Origin of the sequence: Streptomyces sp. CBMA291 (assembly GCF_014596525.1) — a bacterium.
Classification (GTDB): domain Bacteria; phylum Actinomycetota; class Actinomycetes; order Streptomycetales; family Streptomycetaceae; genus Streptomyces.
The window spans coordinates 48,056-64,348 of the sequence record NZ_MSJP01000045.1 but is presented as its reverse complement, the minus strand read 5'-3'; the positions used below and the strand labels follow the sequence as shown (position 1 = coordinate 64,348).

At 73.8% G+C, this 16,293-nt stretch carries 14 protein-coding genes; 6 read left to right on the top strand and 8 right to left on the bottom strand.

Features of this window, described 5'->3' with window-relative positions:
- Positions 1-9 precede the first annotated feature (9 nt).
- From BU197_RS12800 to BU197_RS12790, 3 genes are all read left to right on the top strand, one after another.
- Positions 10-1,293, top strand: a complete 1,284-nt coding sequence (locus BU197_RS12800) for an amidohydrolase (protein WP_188268386.1) — start codon at positions 10-12, stop codon at positions 1,291-1,293.
- A 38-nt stretch (positions 1,294-1,331) separates the two neighbouring features.
- Positions 1,332-2,072, top strand: coding sequence for a GntR family transcriptional regulator (locus BU197_RS12795; protein WP_188268372.1), 741 nt, complete (start codon positions 1,332-1,334; stop codon positions 2,070-2,072).
- A 188-nt stretch (positions 2,073-2,260) separates the two neighbouring features.
- Positions 2,261-3,100 (top strand): NAD-dependent epimerase/dehydratase family protein, encoded by an 840-nt coding sequence (locus BU197_RS12790; protein WP_188268371.1) that lies wholly within the window; start codon positions 2,261-2,263, stop codon positions 3,098-3,100.
- 369 nt (positions 3,101-3,469) lie between these two features.
- Here BU197_RS12790 and BU197_RS12785 read toward each other — a convergent pair whose 3' ends face one another.
- On the bottom strand, positions 3,470-4,516 hold the full coding sequence (locus tag BU197_RS12785) for an AraC family transcriptional regulator (protein ID WP_223182730.1): 1,047 nt from the start codon (positions 4,514-4,516) through the stop codon (positions 3,470-3,472).
- A gap of 169 nt (positions 4,517-4,685) precedes the next feature.
- On the opposite strand from BU197_RS12785, the gene BU197_RS12780 reads away from it, so the two are divergent.
- A complete protein-coding gene (locus tag BU197_RS12780) occupies positions 4,686-5,933 on the top strand; it encodes a TerD family protein (protein WP_188268370.1) in 1,248 nt (415 codons plus the stop codon).
- 46 nt (positions 5,934-5,979) lie between these two features.
- On the opposite strand, the gene BU197_RS12775 is transcribed toward BU197_RS12780, so the two are convergent.
- The 4 genes from BU197_RS12775 to BU197_RS12760 all read right to left on the bottom strand — a co-directional run bounded on the left by BU197_RS12775 (position 5,980) and on the right by BU197_RS12760 (position 11,351).
- Positions 5,980-6,999 carry a 1-aminocyclopropane-1-carboxylate deaminase gene (locus BU197_RS12775; RefSeq protein WP_188268369.1) on the bottom strand — a complete coding sequence of 340 codons (1,020 nt, stop codon included), beginning with the start codon at positions 6,997-6,999 and terminating at the stop codon, positions 5,980-5,982.
- 45 nt (positions 7,000-7,044) lie between these two features.
- The gene (locus BU197_RS12770; RefSeq protein ID WP_188268368.1) at positions 7,045-7,911 is read right to left on the bottom strand and encodes a GntR family transcriptional regulator; all 867 of its coding nucleotides are present in this window, start codon (positions 7,909-7,911) and stop codon (positions 7,045-7,047) included.
- A gap of 54 nt (positions 7,912-7,965) precedes the next feature.
- Entirely contained in the window at positions 7,966-9,420 is a 1,455-nt protein-coding gene (locus BU197_RS12765; protein WP_188268367.1) for an alkaline phosphatase PhoX, read from the bottom strand.
- 476 nt (positions 9,421-9,896) lie between these two features.
- Positions 9,897-11,351 carry a hypothetical protein gene (locus tag BU197_RS12760; protein ID WP_188268366.1) on the bottom strand — a complete coding sequence of 485 codons (1,455 nt, stop codon included), beginning with the start codon at positions 11,349-11,351 and terminating at the stop codon, positions 9,897-9,899.
- Positions 11,352-11,715: 364 nt separating this feature from the next.
- Here BU197_RS12760 and dapA point away from each other — a divergent pair, with 364 nt between their 5' ends.
- Together dapA and BU197_RS12750 are read left to right on the top strand one after the other, a co-directional pair.
- Positions 11,716-12,639 carry a 4-hydroxy-tetrahydrodipicolinate synthase gene (dapA, locus tag BU197_RS12755; RefSeq protein WP_188268365.1) on the top strand — a complete coding sequence of 308 codons (924 nt, stop codon included), beginning with the start codon at positions 11,716-11,718 and terminating at the stop codon, positions 12,637-12,639.
- A 319-nt stretch (positions 12,640-12,958) separates the two neighbouring features.
- A complete protein-coding gene (locus BU197_RS12750; protein ID WP_188268364.1) occupies positions 12,959-14,266 on the top strand; it encodes a PQQ-binding-like beta-propeller repeat protein in 1,308 nt (435 codons plus the stop codon).
- A 44-nt stretch (positions 14,267-14,310) separates the two neighbouring features.
- Here BU197_RS12750 and dapD read toward each other — a convergent pair whose 3' ends face one another.
- Genes dapD through BU197_RS12735 form a run of 3 tightly spaced genes read right to left on the bottom strand, consistent with a single transcriptional unit; the run spans position 14,311 to position 16,267 of the window.
- Entirely contained in the window at positions 14,311-15,294 is a 984-nt protein-coding gene (gene dapD, locus BU197_RS12745; protein ID WP_188268363.1) for a 2,3,4,5-tetrahydropyridine-2,6-dicarboxylate N-succinyltransferase, read from the bottom strand.
- 44 nt (positions 15,295-15,338) lie between these two features.
- Complete coding sequence (locus tag BU197_RS12740) at positions 15,339-15,947, bottom strand: TetR/AcrR family transcriptional regulator (RefSeq protein ID WP_188268362.1); 609 nt, start codon at positions 15,945-15,947, stop codon at positions 15,339-15,341.
- On the bottom strand, positions 15,947-16,267 hold the full coding sequence (locus BU197_RS12735; RefSeq protein ID WP_188268361.1) for a DMT family transporter: 321 nt from the start codon (positions 16,265-16,267) through the stop codon (positions 15,947-15,949). The genes BU197_RS12740 and BU197_RS12735 overlap by 1 nt, the downstream gene beginning before the upstream one ends.
- Positions 16,268-16,293: the final 26 nt, after the last annotated feature.

The following is a 16,293-nucleotide window of genomic DNA, read 5'->3' as shown; positions in this document are numbered from 1 at the left end:
CCCCGTGGTATACCAGATGAAGGGCAGCGATCCCGGCCTTCCCGACCGGCCGCACCCGCTCCGTATCCCCACGCCCGAGGAGACCCCGTGACCCCGTCGACGCCCCGTACCGCGACCCTGTTCCAGAACGTCCGGCCCTTCGGGGGGCCGGTCCGCGATCTGGTCGCGGTGGACGGGGTCCTGGTCGCGGAGGTTCCGGAGGGTGCCGTCGTGGAGCGGGTCGACGGCGGCGGGCGGCTGGCGCTGCCGACCCTGGTCGACGCGCACATCCACCCCGACAAGACCTCCTGGGGCGAGCCCTGGCACAGTCGGCGCCCGGCGGAGGGCATCGCCGAGTACGTCGCGGGGGACGTGGAGCTGGCCCGTGCGCTGCCGACCCCGGTGGGCGAGCGGGCCCTGCGGCTGATGTGCCACGCGGCGGCCCAGGGCACCCGGGCGATGCGCGCCCACGCCGATGTGGCCCCGGCGTACGGACTCGCGGGGGTCGAAACGGTCGCGGAGGCGGCCCGACGGCTCGCGGGCGTCGTCGACGTGGAGCTGGTCGCCTTCCCGCAGCACGGCGTGGTCCGGGCGCCCGGGACCGTCGAACTGCTCGCGGAGGCCGCCGCGAGCGGTCTCGTCACCCATGTCGGCGGGATCGACCCCACCGGCTTCGACGCCCTGGGCGACGCCGACGGCGAGCAGTTGGACGCGGTCTTCGCGCTCGCGGACGAGCATGGCCTGGGGCTCGACATCCACCTCCACGACCGGGGCGAGCAGGGGCTCTCGGTGCTGCGGGACATCGCGGCGCGGACCGGGGCGCTCGGGCTCCAGGGCCGGGTGAGCGTCGCGCACGCCTTCGCGGTCGCCGGTCTCGCCGGGCGGGAGCTGGACGAGACGGCGGAGCTGCTCGCGGCGGCGGGGGTGGGGCTGACCACGGTCGCGCTCTCGGTGACGACGATCCTGCCGTTCCGGCGGCTGGCCGAGCGTGGGGTGCGGGTCGGGCTCGGCTCGGACGGGGTCCGGGACAGCTGGAGCCCGTTCGGCAACGCGGACATGCTGCACCGCGCCTGGCTGGCGGCCTGGGCCCTGGACCTGCGGCTCGACGAGGACCTCGAAGCCTGCTTCCGGCTCGCCGCCGACGGCGGCGCGGAACTGCTCGGTCTGCCGAAGGCGGACCTGGAGACCGGCTCCCCCGCCGACTTCATGCTGCTCCACGGCGAATGCCTGCCCCAGGCGGTGGTGGACGTCCCCCGGCGCGACCTGGTAGTCCGTGCGGGCCGGGTGGTGGCGAGGGACGGCCTGCTGGTCTGAGAAGCTCTGCCCACCCCCGGCCCCTTGGAGTCCGTCCCATGACCGACCGCACCCCCCTCGACCGCGAAGGCGCCCCCGTCGACGCCCCGCCTTCCCTGCGGGAGCAGGTCTACGTGGAGCTGCGGGAGCGGATCATCGAGGGGGTGCATCCGGCGGGCACACGGCTCGTGGAGCGGGAGATCGCCGATGAGCTGCGGGTCTCCCGGGTGCCCGTGCGCGAGGCCATGCAGCGGCTGGAGTCGGAGGGGTTCCTTTCGGTACGGCCGCGCCGGGGCGCGCTGGTGACGGAGTTCGGGCCCGAGGACGCCGTGCACCTCTTCGACGTACGGGAGAACCTGGAGGGCCTCGCCGCGCGGCTCGCGGCGCGGCACGCGGAGCCCGTACGGCTTGGGGAGCTTGAGCGGCTGCTCGCGCGGGCCCGGCGGGCGGCGGAGTCGGGGCGGCTGCGCGAGGCCGTCTCGCTCAACGCCGACTTCCACCGGCACATCGTCGAACTCTCCGGCAACCCGCTCCTGGTGGAGATGATGGCACCGCTCGACGCGCGGCTGCGGCGGCTCTTCCGGCTCACCTCGGCGGAGTCGGACGGCGAGCCGATGTGCGGGGCCCACGAGCGTCTGTACGAGGCCGTCCGGGACGGCGACGAGGAGCGCGCGGAGGCACTGGCCCGCGCGCACGTCGCGGACACCCGGGCCTCGACCGCCCCCCTCCTGCACCCTTCGGCCGTCTCCACCGCCCCTCCGCTGTCCCCTTCGGCCGACCGGACGGCGGGCGGGACGTAACCCCGAGGGCCGGGCAGGCCGACCACTCCGGACGCACGCCAGAACGCACCAGGACACGTGCCGGGACGCCTCCTTGACGCCCCGTCAGGCGCTTCCCTAGCGTGCCCCTGCCGCCGTACCGAAGAAACAGCGCGACGCGGTCACGGCGCGGATCGACCCGGCACGGCATCCACCGGAGGGACAACCCCATGTCCGCACCCCGCACCGTCCTGCTCACCGGCGCCGCCGGGAACATCGGGACGCCGATGCGGGAGCTGCTGCCCCCGTACGGATACGCGCTGCGGCTCCTGGACGTCGTGCCGGTGCCGGGCGCGCCGGACGCGGTCCTCGCCGATCTCGCCGACCGGGCGGCGCTGCGCGAGGCGGTCCGGGGCGTCGACGCGATCGTGCATCTGGCGGGCATCTCCCTGGAGGCGTCCTTCGAGGAGGTCCTCGCGGCCAATGTGGTGGGGACCCGGAACCTGTACGAGGCGGCCCGCGCCGAGGGCGTCCGGCGGGTGGTGCTCGCCTCCAGCAACCACGCCGTCGGCTTCACCCGGCGGCCACGCGCGGGCGAGCCGCCCGTCCCGGTCGGCACCCCGCACCGGCCCGACACCTTCTACGGGCTCTCCAAGTGCTTCGCGGAGGACCTGGCCCAGCTGTACTGGGACCTGCACGGCGTCGAGACCGTCTCGGTCCGGATCGGCGCCTGCTTCCCCGAGCCCACCTCGGTGCGGAACCTGGCCCTGTGGCTCAGCCCCGCCGACTGCGCCCGGCTGCTGCACGCCGCGCTCACCGCCGGGGACGTCGGCCACACCGTGGTGTACGGCTCCTCCGCCAACACGCGCGGGTGGTGGGACCTTTCCGGCGCGCGGGCGCTCGGCTACGCACCGCGGGACGACTCGGAGCGGTACGCGCGACGGCTGATCGCCGAGCAGGGGCTGCCCCCGGAAGGCAGCGCCGACGACCTCTACGTGGGCGGACGCTTCTGCGTGGACCCGCCGCTGTGGCCACGCCGGAAGGAAGTACACGGGCCCCGGCCGGACTGATACGGGGGAGCCGGCCAGGGCCCGGGTCAGGGGAGCGGCAGGCGCTCCCGACCCGCTCACCGTAGGCCGGGCCGAAGATCATCGCGAGCCGCGGAACGCGACACCTGTCCGAAATGCGCGACGGGTCGGCGCACACGGAGGCACCACCCCACCGCCCTGGCGCACCCACCGCCCTGGCGCACCCACCGCACCCGCCGCCCCGCCAACGCACCACCGGCCGATCCGCATGGCGACCCACCGGCCGATCCGCCAAGGCCCGCCAAGGGCCCCCGGCAGCCCGGCAGCCCGGCAACGACCGTCCGACGCCCCCTTCGTCACAGGGCCCTCGTCACCCGGACCCCGTCACCCGGACCCCGTCGCCCGCCCCCGTCAACGGCCCCCGCGCAGGGTCCTGGACGGCGACTCGCCGTACTTCTCCCGGTAGCGCGCGGCGAACCGCCCTTGGTGGCCGAAGCCCCAGCGCCAGGCCACCTCGCTCACGCTCACCTCGTCAGGGTCCGCCGCCCGCAGTTCCGCGCGGACCCGGTCGAGGCGGACCTCCCGTACGTACGCCATCGGGGACATCCCCACGTACTCCCGGAAGGACTCCTGGAGGCGGCGGACGCTGACCCGGGCCAGGGCGGCGAGGTCGGTGGTGGTGAAGGGGTGCTCGGGGCGTTCCCGTACCGCGTCCATCACCCGTTTGACGGGGGCCGGTCGGCGTGGTTCCCCCGGATGGGCCAGTGCCTCGCGCCAGGGGTGTTCGGCGGCCAGCAGCAACCCGTTGAGCAGGGCTTCCTGGAGGGGGCGCGCGACCAGTTCGTGCCGGGCGAGGCCCTCCCCCGCGAGCGCCTCGGCCGCGACCTGACGGGCGAAGCGGACCCAGCTCAGACCGGGGCCCCGGGTGATGTCGACGGCGGGCGCGAAGGTGAGCGATCCGCGCGGCGGGCGGCCGATCAGGTGCTCCAGGCGCTCGCGGAGCACGGCGGCGTCCACCTTCACGGACAGCGTCCGGCAGTCGCCGCTCCAGCGGTCGAGGTAGGTGTCCCCCGCCGGGTCGAGCAGCAGCGCCCGGGTCGCGGTCGCGACGGCGGGGGCCCCGCCCTGCCGCATCTCCATCACGCCGTCGAGCGGGGCGTTCAGGTGGTACGCGCCGAGTTCGCCGAAACTCATCCGGACGTCCGCCCCGCAGCTCAGGTCGCCGATGACCAGGGGGCCGAACGCGACGGTGTCGAAGCGCGCCGCGAAGGGGCGCCGTTCCCCGTCGACGACCCGCATACGGCTCGTGTAGTAGCGGAGGGCCAGTTCCTCGCGTGCCTCGTCCACGTCCCGTGTCCGGAAACGGCTGTTGTCCACGAGGCCCGCCGGAGCCCCGTCACCCGCGGCCCCCACCGATTCCACCGGCACCACCGGCCTCTTCGCCCCCACTGCACCCATGGATCGAAAGAATATTCATATGACTGATCTGACCGGGAACGGCAGGATGCCCGGCATGCCACGTCCGCGTGTCAGCGGACCCCCTACCGGCGGAACCGCGTGTCACCGGAGTGGCCGAATCGGAGAAAAGTAAGGGAACGGCAAAGGCGTCCGGTTCGTTACCCCTGGCATGACCGTAATGACCCCCGGCTCGAACATCCCTCTCACCGCCGTGCGCGTGGCGGTGGACGTGGCCGCCCCGGTGCGGCTCGACGTCTCGGGCCTGCTGCTCGGCGCCAACGGCAAGGTCCGCTCGGACGACGACTTCATCTTCTACAACCAGCCGTCCGGGCCCGGTGTCACCTACCGCTCCGGCGGTGGGACCGCCCCCGACGCGATCCTCGTCGACACCGGGGCCCTTCCCGCCGGTGTCGAGCGGATCGTCGTCACGGCGAGCCCGGACGCCGCAGGACAGACCTTCCAGGGCATCGAGCCCACGGCCACCCTGCGGGACGCGGACGGCGGCGCCGTCCTCGCCACCTTCACCCCGCCCCGGCTGGCCACCGAGACCGCGCTCGTGGTCGTCGAGATCTATCTGCGCAACGGCGCATGGAAGGCCCGTGCCGTCGGCCAGGGCTACGCCAACGGGCTGGCCGGGATCGCGACGGACTTCGGCGTCTCGGTGGAGGAGCCCGCCCCCGAACCCGCCACCACCCCCGTCGCCCCGCCCGCGCCGGTCTCCCCGCCCGTCGCCCCGCCCGTCCCGCCGGTCGCCCCGGTGGACCCCCGGGTCTCGGCCCCCGTGCCTCCCGTCCCGCCCGCACCGCCCGCTCCCCCGGCCGCCGCGCCGCTCTCCGGCGGCAAGGTCAACCTCGACAAGGGCCGGGTCAGCCTCCAGAAGAACCAGACCGTGTCCCTGGTCAAGGGTGGCCGCCCGCTGCTCTCCCAGGTCAGGATGGGCCTGGGCTGGGAGCCCGCGTACCGGGGCAAGGACATCGACCTGGACGCCTCCGTCATCGCGTACGGACCCCAGCGCAACCACCTGGACAGCTGCTACTTCGGCAAGCTGAGCATCCTGGGCGGTTCGGTGAAGCACTCCGGCGACAATCTCACCGGCGAGGGCGCGGGCGACGACGAGGTGATCACCGTCGATCTGGGCCGCCTCCCCGCCGACGTCACCGGTCTGGTCTTCACGGTCAACTCCTTCTCGGGGCAGAAGTTCACCGAGGTCGCCAAGGCCTACTGCCGACTGCTCGACGCGGCCACCGGCGAGGAGCTGGTCCGCTTCGACCTCACCACCGCCGAGCCGCAGACCGGCGTGATGATGGCCAAGCTGATCCGGCAGTTCAGCGGCGAATGGGAGATGACCGCGATGGGCGACTTCGTGAAGTCGCGGACCGTCCGGGGCATGGTGAAGCCGGCCGCCCAGTCCCTCTGAGCGACCGGCGTCCCGCCCGGGGAGGGCCGGGAGGAGCGGACAGACCCTAGGAGAACAGGGCGCTGTAGGCGTTGAGGGCGGGCTGACCGCCGAGGTGGGCGTAGAGCACGGTCGAGTCCCGGCCGATCTCCCCCCGGTCCACCAGATCGATCAGCCCCGCCATCGACTTCCCCTCGTAGACGGGGTCGGTGACCATGCCCTCGGTGCGGGCGGCGAGCCGCATCGCGTCGAGGGTCGCCTCGTCCGGGATGCCGTACACGCCCGCGTGGTAGCGCTCGTCCAGCTCGACGTCCTGCCCCGTCAGCGGGCGCTCGACGCCGATCAGGGCGGCGGTGTCCCGGGCGATCCGGGTGATCTGCTCCTTCGTCTCGGCGGGCTTCGCCGAGGCGTCGACGCCCACGATCCGGCGGGCGCGACCGCCCTCCTCGGCGAGCGCGGCGAAGCCCGCGACCATGCCCGCCTGGGTGGAGCCGGTCACCGAGCAGACGACCACGGTGTCGAAGAAGACGCCCAGTTCCCGCTCCTGCTCGGCCACCTCGTACGCCCAGTTGGCGAAGCCGAGGCCGCCGAGCCGGTGATCGGAGGCACCCGCCGGGATCGCGTACGGCTTGCCGCCGCCCTCCTCGACCTCCCGCAGGGCCTGCTCCCAGCTCTCCTTGAAGCCGATCCCGAAACCGGCCCGCACCAGCCGGACATCGGCCCCGGCGAGCCGGCTGATCAGGATGTTGCCGACCTTGTCGTAGACGGCGTCCGGCCAGTCGACCCAGCTCTCCTGGACGAGTACGCAGCGCATTCCGGCGCGGGCGGCGACGGCGGCGACCTGACGGGTGTGGTTCGACTGGACCCCGCCGATGGAGACGAGGGTGTCGCAGCCCTGCGCGAGGGCGTCCGCGACCAGGTACTCCAGCTTGCGGGTCTTGTTCCCGCCGTACGCGACACCGGAGTTGCAGTCCTCGCGCTTGGCCCACAGGGTGGCGCCGCCGAGGTGGTGGGTGAGCCGTTCGAGAGGATGGACGGGGGAAGGCCCGAAGAGGAGCGGATAGCGTTCGAAATCGGTGATCGGCAAAGCGGCTCCCGGTGAGTGACGGCTGCTGGTCGAGTCCTGGACGCGCTACGGCACCGCCGGGCCGGTCGGTCGGGGGGCTTCCCCGGATGCCCGGGGCACGGCGCCCGGCCCCTCCGGCTCACCCAGACCATCCGGCCCATCCGGCTCGCCCGATGCACCCGATACACCCGGCCCGTACAGCCCATCCCGCACATCCGGATTGCCCCGTGCGTCCGGTCCGTCCTGTGCGGATCGGGGTGGGATGCCCGTGACCTCGGCGACCTCGATCGCGTCGTCCGCGAGCTGTTCGAGGGCCGCCCAGATCTCCGTGGTGACCCGTACCGCCTCCGCCGGGTCCCCCGCCTCGCAGGCGTCGATGAGCCGGGCGTGCAGCTCCGCGGAGCCGCAGCTTCCCGTGTCGCCGAAGAGCCGGCGCTCGACCCGGCGGATCAGAGGGGTGTACCGCGCGATCGTCGCGGCGGCGGCGTGGTTGCCGCTGGCGACGACGAGCACCTGGTGCAGGTCGTCGTCGGCGTCGAGCGCCGCCTCCACGTCGGAGGCGCGGACGGCCGCCGCGAAGCGCTCGTTGGCCTCGCGCATGGCCCGGATGCCCTCGGGTCCGAGCAGCGGCACCCCGGTCCTCGCGGCGAGTTCGTGCATCACCCGCACCACCGCGGCGGCGTCCCTGACCACCCGGCTGACCGGCCGGGTGACCCGCGTGTAGCTCTGCGGCTTGGACTCCACGAGTCCTTCGTCGCCGAGCCGGGCCAGGGCCTCGCGCACGGGTGCGCGCGAGAGTCCGAGGCGTTCGGCGAGATCGGCGTCCTTGAGGGCGGCGCCGGGGGCGAGGTCACCGCGCACGATGGCCTCGCGCAGCGCCTCGTAGGCCCGGTCACGCAACAGGGTCCGGCCCACGGGCCGTAATGCGTCCATGGACTGACATGTTAGATGTCAGTCCATGGGGCTGACCAGAGTCGGGATTCGGCCTCAGCGGGGCTGACGGCGCCAGGGCCCGGTGATGGCGACCATGATGCCCGGCTCCTGGATGTTGGCGAACAGGGTCTCACCGTCGGGCGAGAAGGTGACGCCGGTGAACTCGCTGCCGTTGAAATCATTGCGGGCGATCGGGTACGTACGGCCGGAGTCCGTCGCACCGAAGAGGTGCTGCACGCCCTCGCCGTCCTCGGCGATGACGAGCCCGCCGTACGGGGAGACCGTGATGTTGTCCGGGCCGTCGAAGGCGCCGTCCTGGTCGGGGTTCGCGTTCACGCCGAGGAGCACCTTGAGGGTGAGGGTGCGGCGCTTGGGGTCGTAGAACCAGACCTGGCCGTCGTGCGCGGCACCGGGGCTCTCCGCGCGGGCGTACGAGGAGACGACGTAGGTGCCGCCGTCGGCCCACCACATGCCCTCCAGCTTGCGGGCGCGGGTGACCTGACCGTCCGTGAACTGCTTGCGGACGGGGGTGGCGCGGCCGTCGCGGTCCGGGACGTCTATCCAGTCCACGCCGTAGACGGTGCCGATACGGGTGGCGCGGGAGAGGTCGTCGACGAACCGGCCGCCGGAGTCCACGCACCGGAACGCCTGGAGCACACCGGCGTCGTCGGCGAGGGTACGGAGCTTGCCCCGGCCGTGCTCGAAGCCCTTCGGGGGCGTCCAGCGGAAGAGCAGCCCGTTGGGGTTGGAGGCGTCCTCGGTGAGGTAGGCGTGGCCGCGCTTGGGGTCGACGACGACGGCCTCGTGGTCGTACCGGCCGAAGGCCTTGACCGGCTTGGGGGCGCGGTTGGCACGGCGGTCGTGCGGGTCGACCTCGAAGATGTAGCCGTGGTCCTTGGTCATGCCGTTGACCCCGGCGCGGTCGGAGTTCTCCTCGCCGGTCAGCCAGGTGCCCCAGGAGGTGCGGCCGCCCGCGCAGTTGGTGGAGGTACCGGCCAGCCCGACCCACTCGGCGACGGTGCCGTCGCGGTGCACCTCGACGACCGTGCAGCCACCGGAGGCGGCCGGGTCGTAGACGAGGCCCTCGGCGAGCGGCACGGGGTGGGCCCACTTGTCCCGGGTGCCCTTCAGCTCGTGGTTGTTGACCAGGTACGTGGTGCCGCGCGGGCCCGCGAAGGCGGCGGTGCCGTCGTGGTTGGAGGGGGTGAACTCACCGGACTCCAGACGGGTCACGCCGCTGTGGGTGACGATGCGGTACGAGAACCCGGCCGGAAGCGCGAGGACGCCCTCGAGGTCGGCGACGAGCTGCCCGTAGCCGACACCGTGGCCGTGCCCGTGACCCCCGTGGCCATGCTCCCCGTCGTGGCCGTGGCCCTTGCCGTACGCCCCGGGCTCGTCGGACGCGAGGGCCTCGGGCGCGGTGGCGAGGGCGCCCACGACGCCGGTGAGGGCGAGTCCCGCGCCCGCGACGGCGGACTGCTTGGTGAACTCTCTGCGATTGAGGCTCATGGCGTGGCGTCTCCCTGTGGTGGCCGGATCTCGCGGGCCACCTTCCCGCGCCGCCACGAACACCGCTTGAACGGCACGGGAACGCTGCCGGTCACGACCGACGGCGGGCGTGACCTCGGGGGGCCGGTGAGACGGGTGGGACCGGTGGGACGAAGGTGGAGCCGCCACCAGCGGGCCCGGGGCCTCGGACCCCGGCTCCCGGCTCCCGGCTCCCGGCTCCGCAAGTCGTACCCCACCGACACGCGCCCGGCCTTTCGTACCCCACCGTCACACGCCACCATCACGCCCGCCCCGACCTCACCTCGACCCGGCTCCGGCCCGGCTCCGTCTCCGGCCCGGCACGGCTCCGGCGCGGCCCGGCCTCACCTCGCCCCTGCACAACCCGGCGCGGCCCGGCCCGGCACAGCCCGGCCCAGCCCGACTCCGACTCGCCCCGACTCCGCCCCGGCAACCCGCCCCGCCCCGCCCCGGACCGATCAGTTGCCCTGTCGCGACCTCGCCTTGAAAGCCGCCTTGCGGGCCTCCTTCGCCTGGGTCTTGTCGCCGTGCAGGCGGCCCATCGCCTCCAGGACCTCCGCCGTCGCCGGGTGCTCCACTCGCCAGGCCGCGTCGAAGAAGCTGCCGTGACGGCCGGTCAGTCCTTCGATCAGCTCCTGGAGTTCCTCCAGGTCGCCGTCCGCGTCGAGCTGGGCGGCGATGGTGTCGATCGCCAGCCAGAAGATCATCGACTCCGGCGGCGCGGGCACGTCGGCGGCGCCGTGCTCGGCGAGCCAGACGCGGGCCAGACCGCCGAGTTCCGGGTCGTCCAGGACCTCGCGTACGGCGGGCTCCGCCTCGGAGCCGACCAGGGACAGCGTCTGCTGGCAGTGGAGGCGGCGCAGCGGCGATCCGGCGTCCGCGCCACGCGCGGCGCCGAGGAGTTCGCGGGCGGCGGCGAGCGGGTCCCGGCCGGCCAGCCAGGCGACGGTCTCCTCGCGGACCGCGGCCTCGGGGTAGTCGGCGATGCCCGTGAGGAGGGCGTCCGCGCCCTGGTCGGCGAGGTCGCCGACGGCGGGCGCGTCGACCCCGGCGTCCAGCATCCGGGTGCGGATGCCGTAGAGGCCGAGCGGGGTGAGCCGGACCATGCCGTACCGGGTGACGTCCTCGTCGTCGACGGGCGGCGCGGGCTCCTCGCCCTCCTCGGCCATCAGGGCCTCGTCCACCGGCTGGTACTCGACGAGTCCGATCGGTTCGAGCAGCCGGAACTGCTCGTCGAGCCTCATCATCGCGTCGGAGACCTGCTCCAGGACGTCGTCGGTGGGCTCGCCCATGTCGTCGGGGACGACCATCGACGCGGCGAGCGCGGGCAGCGGCACGGGGCCCTCACCGGGTCCGGCGTCGCTGACGGTGAGGAGGTAGAGGTTGCCGAGGACGCCTTCGAGGAACTCGGCCTCGGCCTCGGGGTCCCAGTCGAGTGCCTCGACGTCGATCTCGCCGTCCTCGCCGACGAGCGCGTCGAAGTCGTCGATGACGGGGGCGATGGCGTCGCCGAAGACCGCGTCGAAGCCTTCCAGCCAGAGCGCGAGGACGTCCTGCGGGGAGCCATCCGTGACCAGGGCGAGGTTCTCGCCGGGCGCGGCGGTGCCGGGGGTGTCGCCGTCCTCGGCCTCGACGCCGTCCGCGACGGCGACGAGGCCGGTGTCGACGGCCAGGCGCCAGGCGTCGCCCGCCGACAGTTCGCCGTCCTCGTCGGCGGCGAGGCCGAGGAGTTCGACGGCCTCGGGGAGCTGCTCGTCGACGAGTTCGCCGCCCGCGTCGACCCGGGTGTCGGGCCCGGCCCAGCGGGCGAGGCGGACCGCGCGCGCGAGGAGGGGAGCGGCCAGGGCGTCCGCCGCCAGCTCCGCGTCCGCGCGCAGCCGAACGGGGGGAAGGGTGGGCTGCTCGGCTGACATCTGGGGGGCTCCTCGACGCGTACGTACGGGGTGGGAAGGACGGAAGGGGCTCGGAGGCGGGCTCGGAGCGCGGTTATCAGCGTAGACGCATCCGGGAGGGTGTCCGTCGGTTCACCCGTCCGTCAGCCTTCGTACACCCGTCGACCGGCGGCGATTCGGCGTCTCCGCAGGCAGTTTGACACGTGTGGATTCCTCGGCGGCTCCTCCCGGCGCCCCGCCGGAGGCCCCGGGCGGCGGCGGGCCGGACGGCGACATCCGTCAGGTCCCCCTCGGTGTCGGCGCCCGCACTCTTCAGTGCCACTTACGTCTCGAACCAAGAAGATCTAAGTGGACCTTCAGCGTCCGGGGCGCCCAGACTTCCCGGATGAGCACCACACACCCCGCGCGCACCCCACGCCCTGTGAGCACCACCCGCCCTTTCGGCCGCGCTCTCTGCGCGATGGTCACCCCGTTCGCCCCCGACGGCGGGCTCGACCTCGACCAGGCCGGTGAGCTGGCCGTCCGGCTCGTCGCCGAAGGCTGCGACGGACTGGTCCTCAACGGCACCACGGGCGAGTCCCCCACCACCAGCGACGCCGAGAAGACCGCGCTCGTCCGGGCCGTCCGGGCGGCCGTCGGCCCCGGGGTGCCCCTCGTCGCGGGCGTCGGCACCGCCGACACCCGGAGCACCGTCGAGGCCGCCCGCGCGGCGGAACGGGCGGGCGCCGACGGGCTGCTCGTGGTCACCCCGTACTACAGCCGTCCGCCGCAGGACGCGGTGGCGGCGCACTTCCTGAAGGTCGCGGACGCGGCCGGACTGCCGCTGATGGTCTACGACATCCCGGGCCGCACCGGCACCCGGGTGGAACCGGCCACGATGCGGCGGCTCGCCGAGCACCCCCGGATCACGGCGGTCAAGGACTGCTCCTACGATCTGCTCGCCTCCTCCCGGCTGATCGCGGAGACCCCGCTCGCGTACTACTCGGGCTGCGAGGAGCTGAACCTGCCCTTGTACGCGGTCGGCGGCGCCGGTTTCGTCAGCACGGTGGCCAATGTGGCCCCGGGCCCGCTGGCGGCGGTCCTCGACGCCTTCGACGCGGGCGACACCCGGGGCGCCGCCCTGCTGAACGCGCGTCTCCTGCCGCTCTTCGAACGGATGATGGCAGGCGGGCTTCCGGGCACGGTGACGGTGAAGGCGCTGCTCGGCGGGGCCCTGCGGGAGCCGCTCCTGCCCGCGGGCCGGGAGGCGGCCGAGGCGCTGCGGGCCACGCTCGACGCGGTACTCCTCCAGAGCCGGGAGGCGCGGTAGGGGCGGGGGCGCACGGGCGAGGACCGGGGGACACGGCAGACGGCCGGGGGACACGGCAGACGGCCGGGGGACGCGGCATGCGGCCGGGGGACGCGGCATGCGGCCGGGGCGCGAGAACCGGACATTCGGAACTCTATGTTCCGGTCCGTCGACAAAACGTCGCCCTTCCCCGTTGCCGTGTGACAGAAGTTTCACGGCGCTGTCCCCGTTGCGTTCCGCCCCCGGAGAAGAAGCGTTTCCGCAGCTAGCCTGAGCCCGCCCCGGACCCGGTGACGGTCCGTGGGCACGGCACAGGAACCAGACAGCGGGGAGCGGGCGGATGCGGACGCGTACGGAACGTACGGCGGCAGCGGTGGAGACCGGGACGCACGGCGGCGAGCGGTCCGGGCCGTCCCGCCGCAGGCTGCTCCGCCTCGCCGGTACGGGACTCGGTCTCGCCGCACTCGGCGCGGGCGCGTGGGGCTGCGGTCCTGCGGAGGGACCGGCGGCGGGCGGTACGAGCGGCCCGCCCGGCGCGGGCAAGGGCTCGGACGCGCGGACCGGTGCGACGCCCGGGGCGGAGGGCGACGCCTTCACCACCCCGCCGCCCGGCACCGCCCCGCGCCCCCTGTGGCAGGCGGAGGCGGCCACCGGCTCGTTCGGCGCCCTGGACGCGCTGGCCGTCGCGGGGGACGTGGTCCTCGTCTCGGGTGACCCGCTGGTGGGCCGGAACGTGGTGACCGGCAAGGAGGTCTGGTCCCGCGCGGAGGTCGCGGTGCCGGGGGCGAAGCTGCTGGTGAGCGGGGGCACCCTGTACCTCGCGAGCGCGCGGTACGACGGGGACCTGGTCGGGCTCGATCCGGCCACGGGCGAGGAGACCTGGCGCAGCAGACTGGGGAGGCGTTTCTCCCAGCCCCGGCCGATCGCCGCCGACGAGCGGCACGTCTACGTCCTCGCGGGCATCCTGGAGAAGGACTTCAGCACCCCGCACAATGTGATCGCGGCGATCGACACCACCTCGGGGAAGACCGTGTGGCAGGAGCGGCGCGACGCGGGCACCGAGGAGTTCGGCGTCACGGCGCAGGTCGTCGGCCGGCATCTGGTCTACACCGACTACCGGGAGAACGTGACGGTCCGGGACACCGCGACGGGGCGTCAGGTCTGGACGAAGAAGATCGGCAGGTCCAACAGTGGCCGGTTCGCGGTCCACGGGGATCTCGCGGTCGTCGCCGACGGGCAGCGGCTGCGTGCCTTCGCGCTCGCGGACGGGGCGGAGCGCTGGTCGCTCGCGACGGAGGAGTTCACCCGGTTCCACGACCCCGCCGTGCTCGACGGGGTCCTGTACGCCGCCGATTCGAGCCATGTCCTGCGGGCGGTCGACCCGGCGAAGGGGCGCACGCTCTGGCGGAACGATGACCTGCTCGGCGTGGCCTACCCCTGGCAGTTCGCCCTGGTGGGCGGCACGCTGTACGGGGCCACGGAGCTGGACGACAAGGGTGGCGTCCTCGCCTTCGACGCCCGTACGGGCAAGCACCGCTGGCGCTACAACGACGGCTCGGGCGGGTTTGAGCGGTGGTACGTGGTCCCCTCGGGCAAGCGGCTCGTCGCCCTGCACGGAAAGCGGCTGACCGCCCTGCCGGCCGTCTGAGACGGGGCCGGTCGGGGCGGTCGGCCGAGGGGCTTTCCCGTACGTCAGTTGTGGCTGTGCAGAACCTCGTTCAGACCGCCCCAGACCGCGTTGTTCGGGCGGGCCTCGACGGCGCCGGTGACCGAGTTGCGGCGGAAGAGGATGTTCGAGGCGCCGGACAGTTCGCGCGCCTTCACGATCTGGCCGTCGGGCAGCGTGATGCGGGTGCCCGCGGTGACGTACAGACCGGCCTCGACGACGCACTCGTCGCCCAGCGCGATGCCGACGCCCGCCTCGGCGCCGATCAGGCAGCGCTCGCCGATGGAGATGACGACGTTGCCGCCGCCCGAGAGGGTGCCCATGGTGGAGGCGCCGCCGCCGATGTCGGAGCCGTCGCCGACGACGACCCCGGCGGAGATGCGGCCCTCGACCATGGAGGTGCCGAGGGTGCCGGCGTTGAAGTTGACGAAGCCCTCGTGCATGACGGTGGTGCCGGCGGCGAGGTGGGCGCCGAGGCGGACGCGGTCGGCGTCGGCGATGCGGACCCCGGCGGGCGCGACGTAGTCGGTCATGCGGGGGAACTTGTCGATGCTGGTCACGGCGAGGTGCAGGCCCTCGGCACGGGCGTTGAGGCGCACCTTCTCGACGTCGTCGACGGCGACCGGGCCGAGCGAGGTCCAGGCGACGTTGGCGAGCAGGCCGAAGACGCCGTCGAGGCTCTGGCCGTGCGGCTTGACGAGCCGGTGGCTGAGCAGGTGGAGGCGGAGGTAGGCGTCGTGGGCGTCGATCGGCTTCTCGTCGAGCGAGGCGATGACGGTACGGACGGCGACCACCTCGACGCCGCGGCGGGCGTCCACGCCGAGGGCCTTGGCGGCGCCCTCGCCGAGGGCGTTGACGGCCTCGTCGGGCGAGAGCCGCTCGGTGCCGGCCGGGCCGGGGGCCTCGGTCAGCTCGGGGGCGGGGAACCAGGTGTCGAGAACGGTGCCGTCGCCGGCGATGGTGGCGAGGCCGGCGGCGACGGCGCCGGTGGTGCGAGGAGCAGTGGTCATGACGGAAAACCTAACCGGCGGGGCCCCGCGCGGGCCAACCGGTCTCAGGTGTCGGTCGAGCCGGAAGGACGAGTGGTCGCCCCGGAAAGCCCCTGCCCACCGGCCCCTTCAGCCCCCAGCACCCGCCCCAGCATCTCGCGCGCGTACCCCTCCTCGTATGGCACGCCGGTCAGCAGGGACTGGAGGCAGAGGCCGTCCATGAGGGCGACCAGGGCGCGGGCGGTGGCCGGGTCGGTGCGGTGGGAGAGGACGGCGGCGACCGTCTCGGCCCATTCGGCGGCGACGGGCCGGAGCGCGGGGCGGCGCAGGGCGGCGAGGTACAGCTCGCACTCCAGCTCCACGCGCTCGCGCCCGCCGCCCAGCCACTCCCCCAGAAGGCGGGCGAGGGCGGCGGCGGGATCGGTGTCGGGCGCGGCCAGGGCGGGGCTGTCGCGGAGCAGGCGTGCGAAGCCCTCGTTGGCCTGGCGGAGGGCGGCGACGAGGAGTTCGTCGAGGGAGGCGAAGTGGTAGGTGGTGGAGCCGAGCGGCACGTCCGCCTCGACGGCGACGGTGCGGTGGCTGAGCCCGTCGATGCCGGAGCGGGCGACGACCCGGAGGGCCGCGTCGACGATCCGTTCGCGCCGCCCGGGGTCGTGGCGGCGGGGGCGGGCCATCAGTGCGCGCCGCCGAGGTTGAGGACGGCGACCCCGGCGATGATGAGGACGACTCCGGCGACCTTGGCGAGGTTGAGGGTCTCGCCGAGGAAGAGGATGCCGATGGTGGCGACGGCGGCGGTGCCGATGCCGGACCAGATGGCGTAGGCGGTGCCGACCTGGAGGGTCTTGAGCGCCTGGGCCAGCAGCGCGAAGGCGACGACGTACCCCACGCCGGTGACGAGGGAGGGCCAGAGCCGGGTGAAGCCCTCGCTGTACTTCATGGAGGTGGTGGCGAGTATCTCCGCGGCGATGGCGCCCGCGAGCAGTCCGTAACCCATGTGTACGAGCGTACACAACGGCTGCC

What these genes read in the sequence shown, in the direction of transcription:
- BU197_RS12795 (WP_188268372.1), top strand. Translation starts at nt 1,332, where the DNA reads ATGACCGACCGCACCCCCCTCGACCGCGAAGGCGCCCCCGTCGACGCC.
- BU197_RS12790 (WP_188268371.1), top strand. Translation starts at nt 2,261, where the DNA reads ATGTCCGCACCCCGCACCGTCCTGCTCACCGGCGCCGCCGGGAACATC.
- BU197_RS12785 (WP_223182730.1), bottom strand. Translation starts at nt 4,516, where the DNA reads ATGGGTGCAGTGGGGGCGAAGAGGCCGGTGGTGCCGGTGGAATCGGTG.
- BU197_RS12780 (WP_188268370.1), top strand. Translation starts at nt 4,686, where the DNA reads ATGACCGTAATGACCCCCGGCTCGAACATCCCTCTCACCGCCGTGCGC.
- BU197_RS12770 (WP_188268368.1), bottom strand. Translation starts at nt 7,911, where the DNA reads ATGGACGCATTACGGCCCGTGGGCCGGACCCTGTTGCGTGACCGGGCC.
- BU197_RS12765 (WP_188268367.1), bottom strand. Translation starts at nt 9,420, where the DNA reads ATGAGCCTCAATCGCAGAGAGTTCACCAAGCAGTCCGCCGTCGCGGGC.
- BU197_RS12760 (WP_188268366.1), bottom strand. Translation starts at nt 11,351, where the DNA reads ATGTCAGCCGAGCAGCCCACCCTTCCCCCCGTTCGGCTGCGCGCGGAC.
- dapA (WP_188268365.1), top strand. Translation starts at nt 11,716, where the DNA reads ATGAGCACCACACACCCCGCGCGCACCCCACGCCCTGTGAGCACCACC.
- BU197_RS12750 (WP_188268364.1), top strand. Translation starts at nt 12,959, where the DNA reads ATGCGGACGCGTACGGAACGTACGGCGGCAGCGGTGGAGACCGGGACG.
- dapD (WP_188268363.1), bottom strand. Translation starts at nt 15,294, where the DNA reads ATGACCACTGCTCCTCGCACCACCGGCGCCGTCGCCGCCGGCCTCGCC.
- BU197_RS12740 (WP_188268362.1), bottom strand. Translation starts at nt 15,947, where the DNA reads ATGGCCCGCCCCCGCCGCCACGACCCCGGGCGGCGCGAACGGATCGTC.
- BU197_RS12735 (WP_188268361.1), bottom strand. Translation starts at nt 16,267, where the DNA reads ATGGGTTACGGACTGCTCGCGGGCGCCATCGCCGCGGAGATACTCGCC.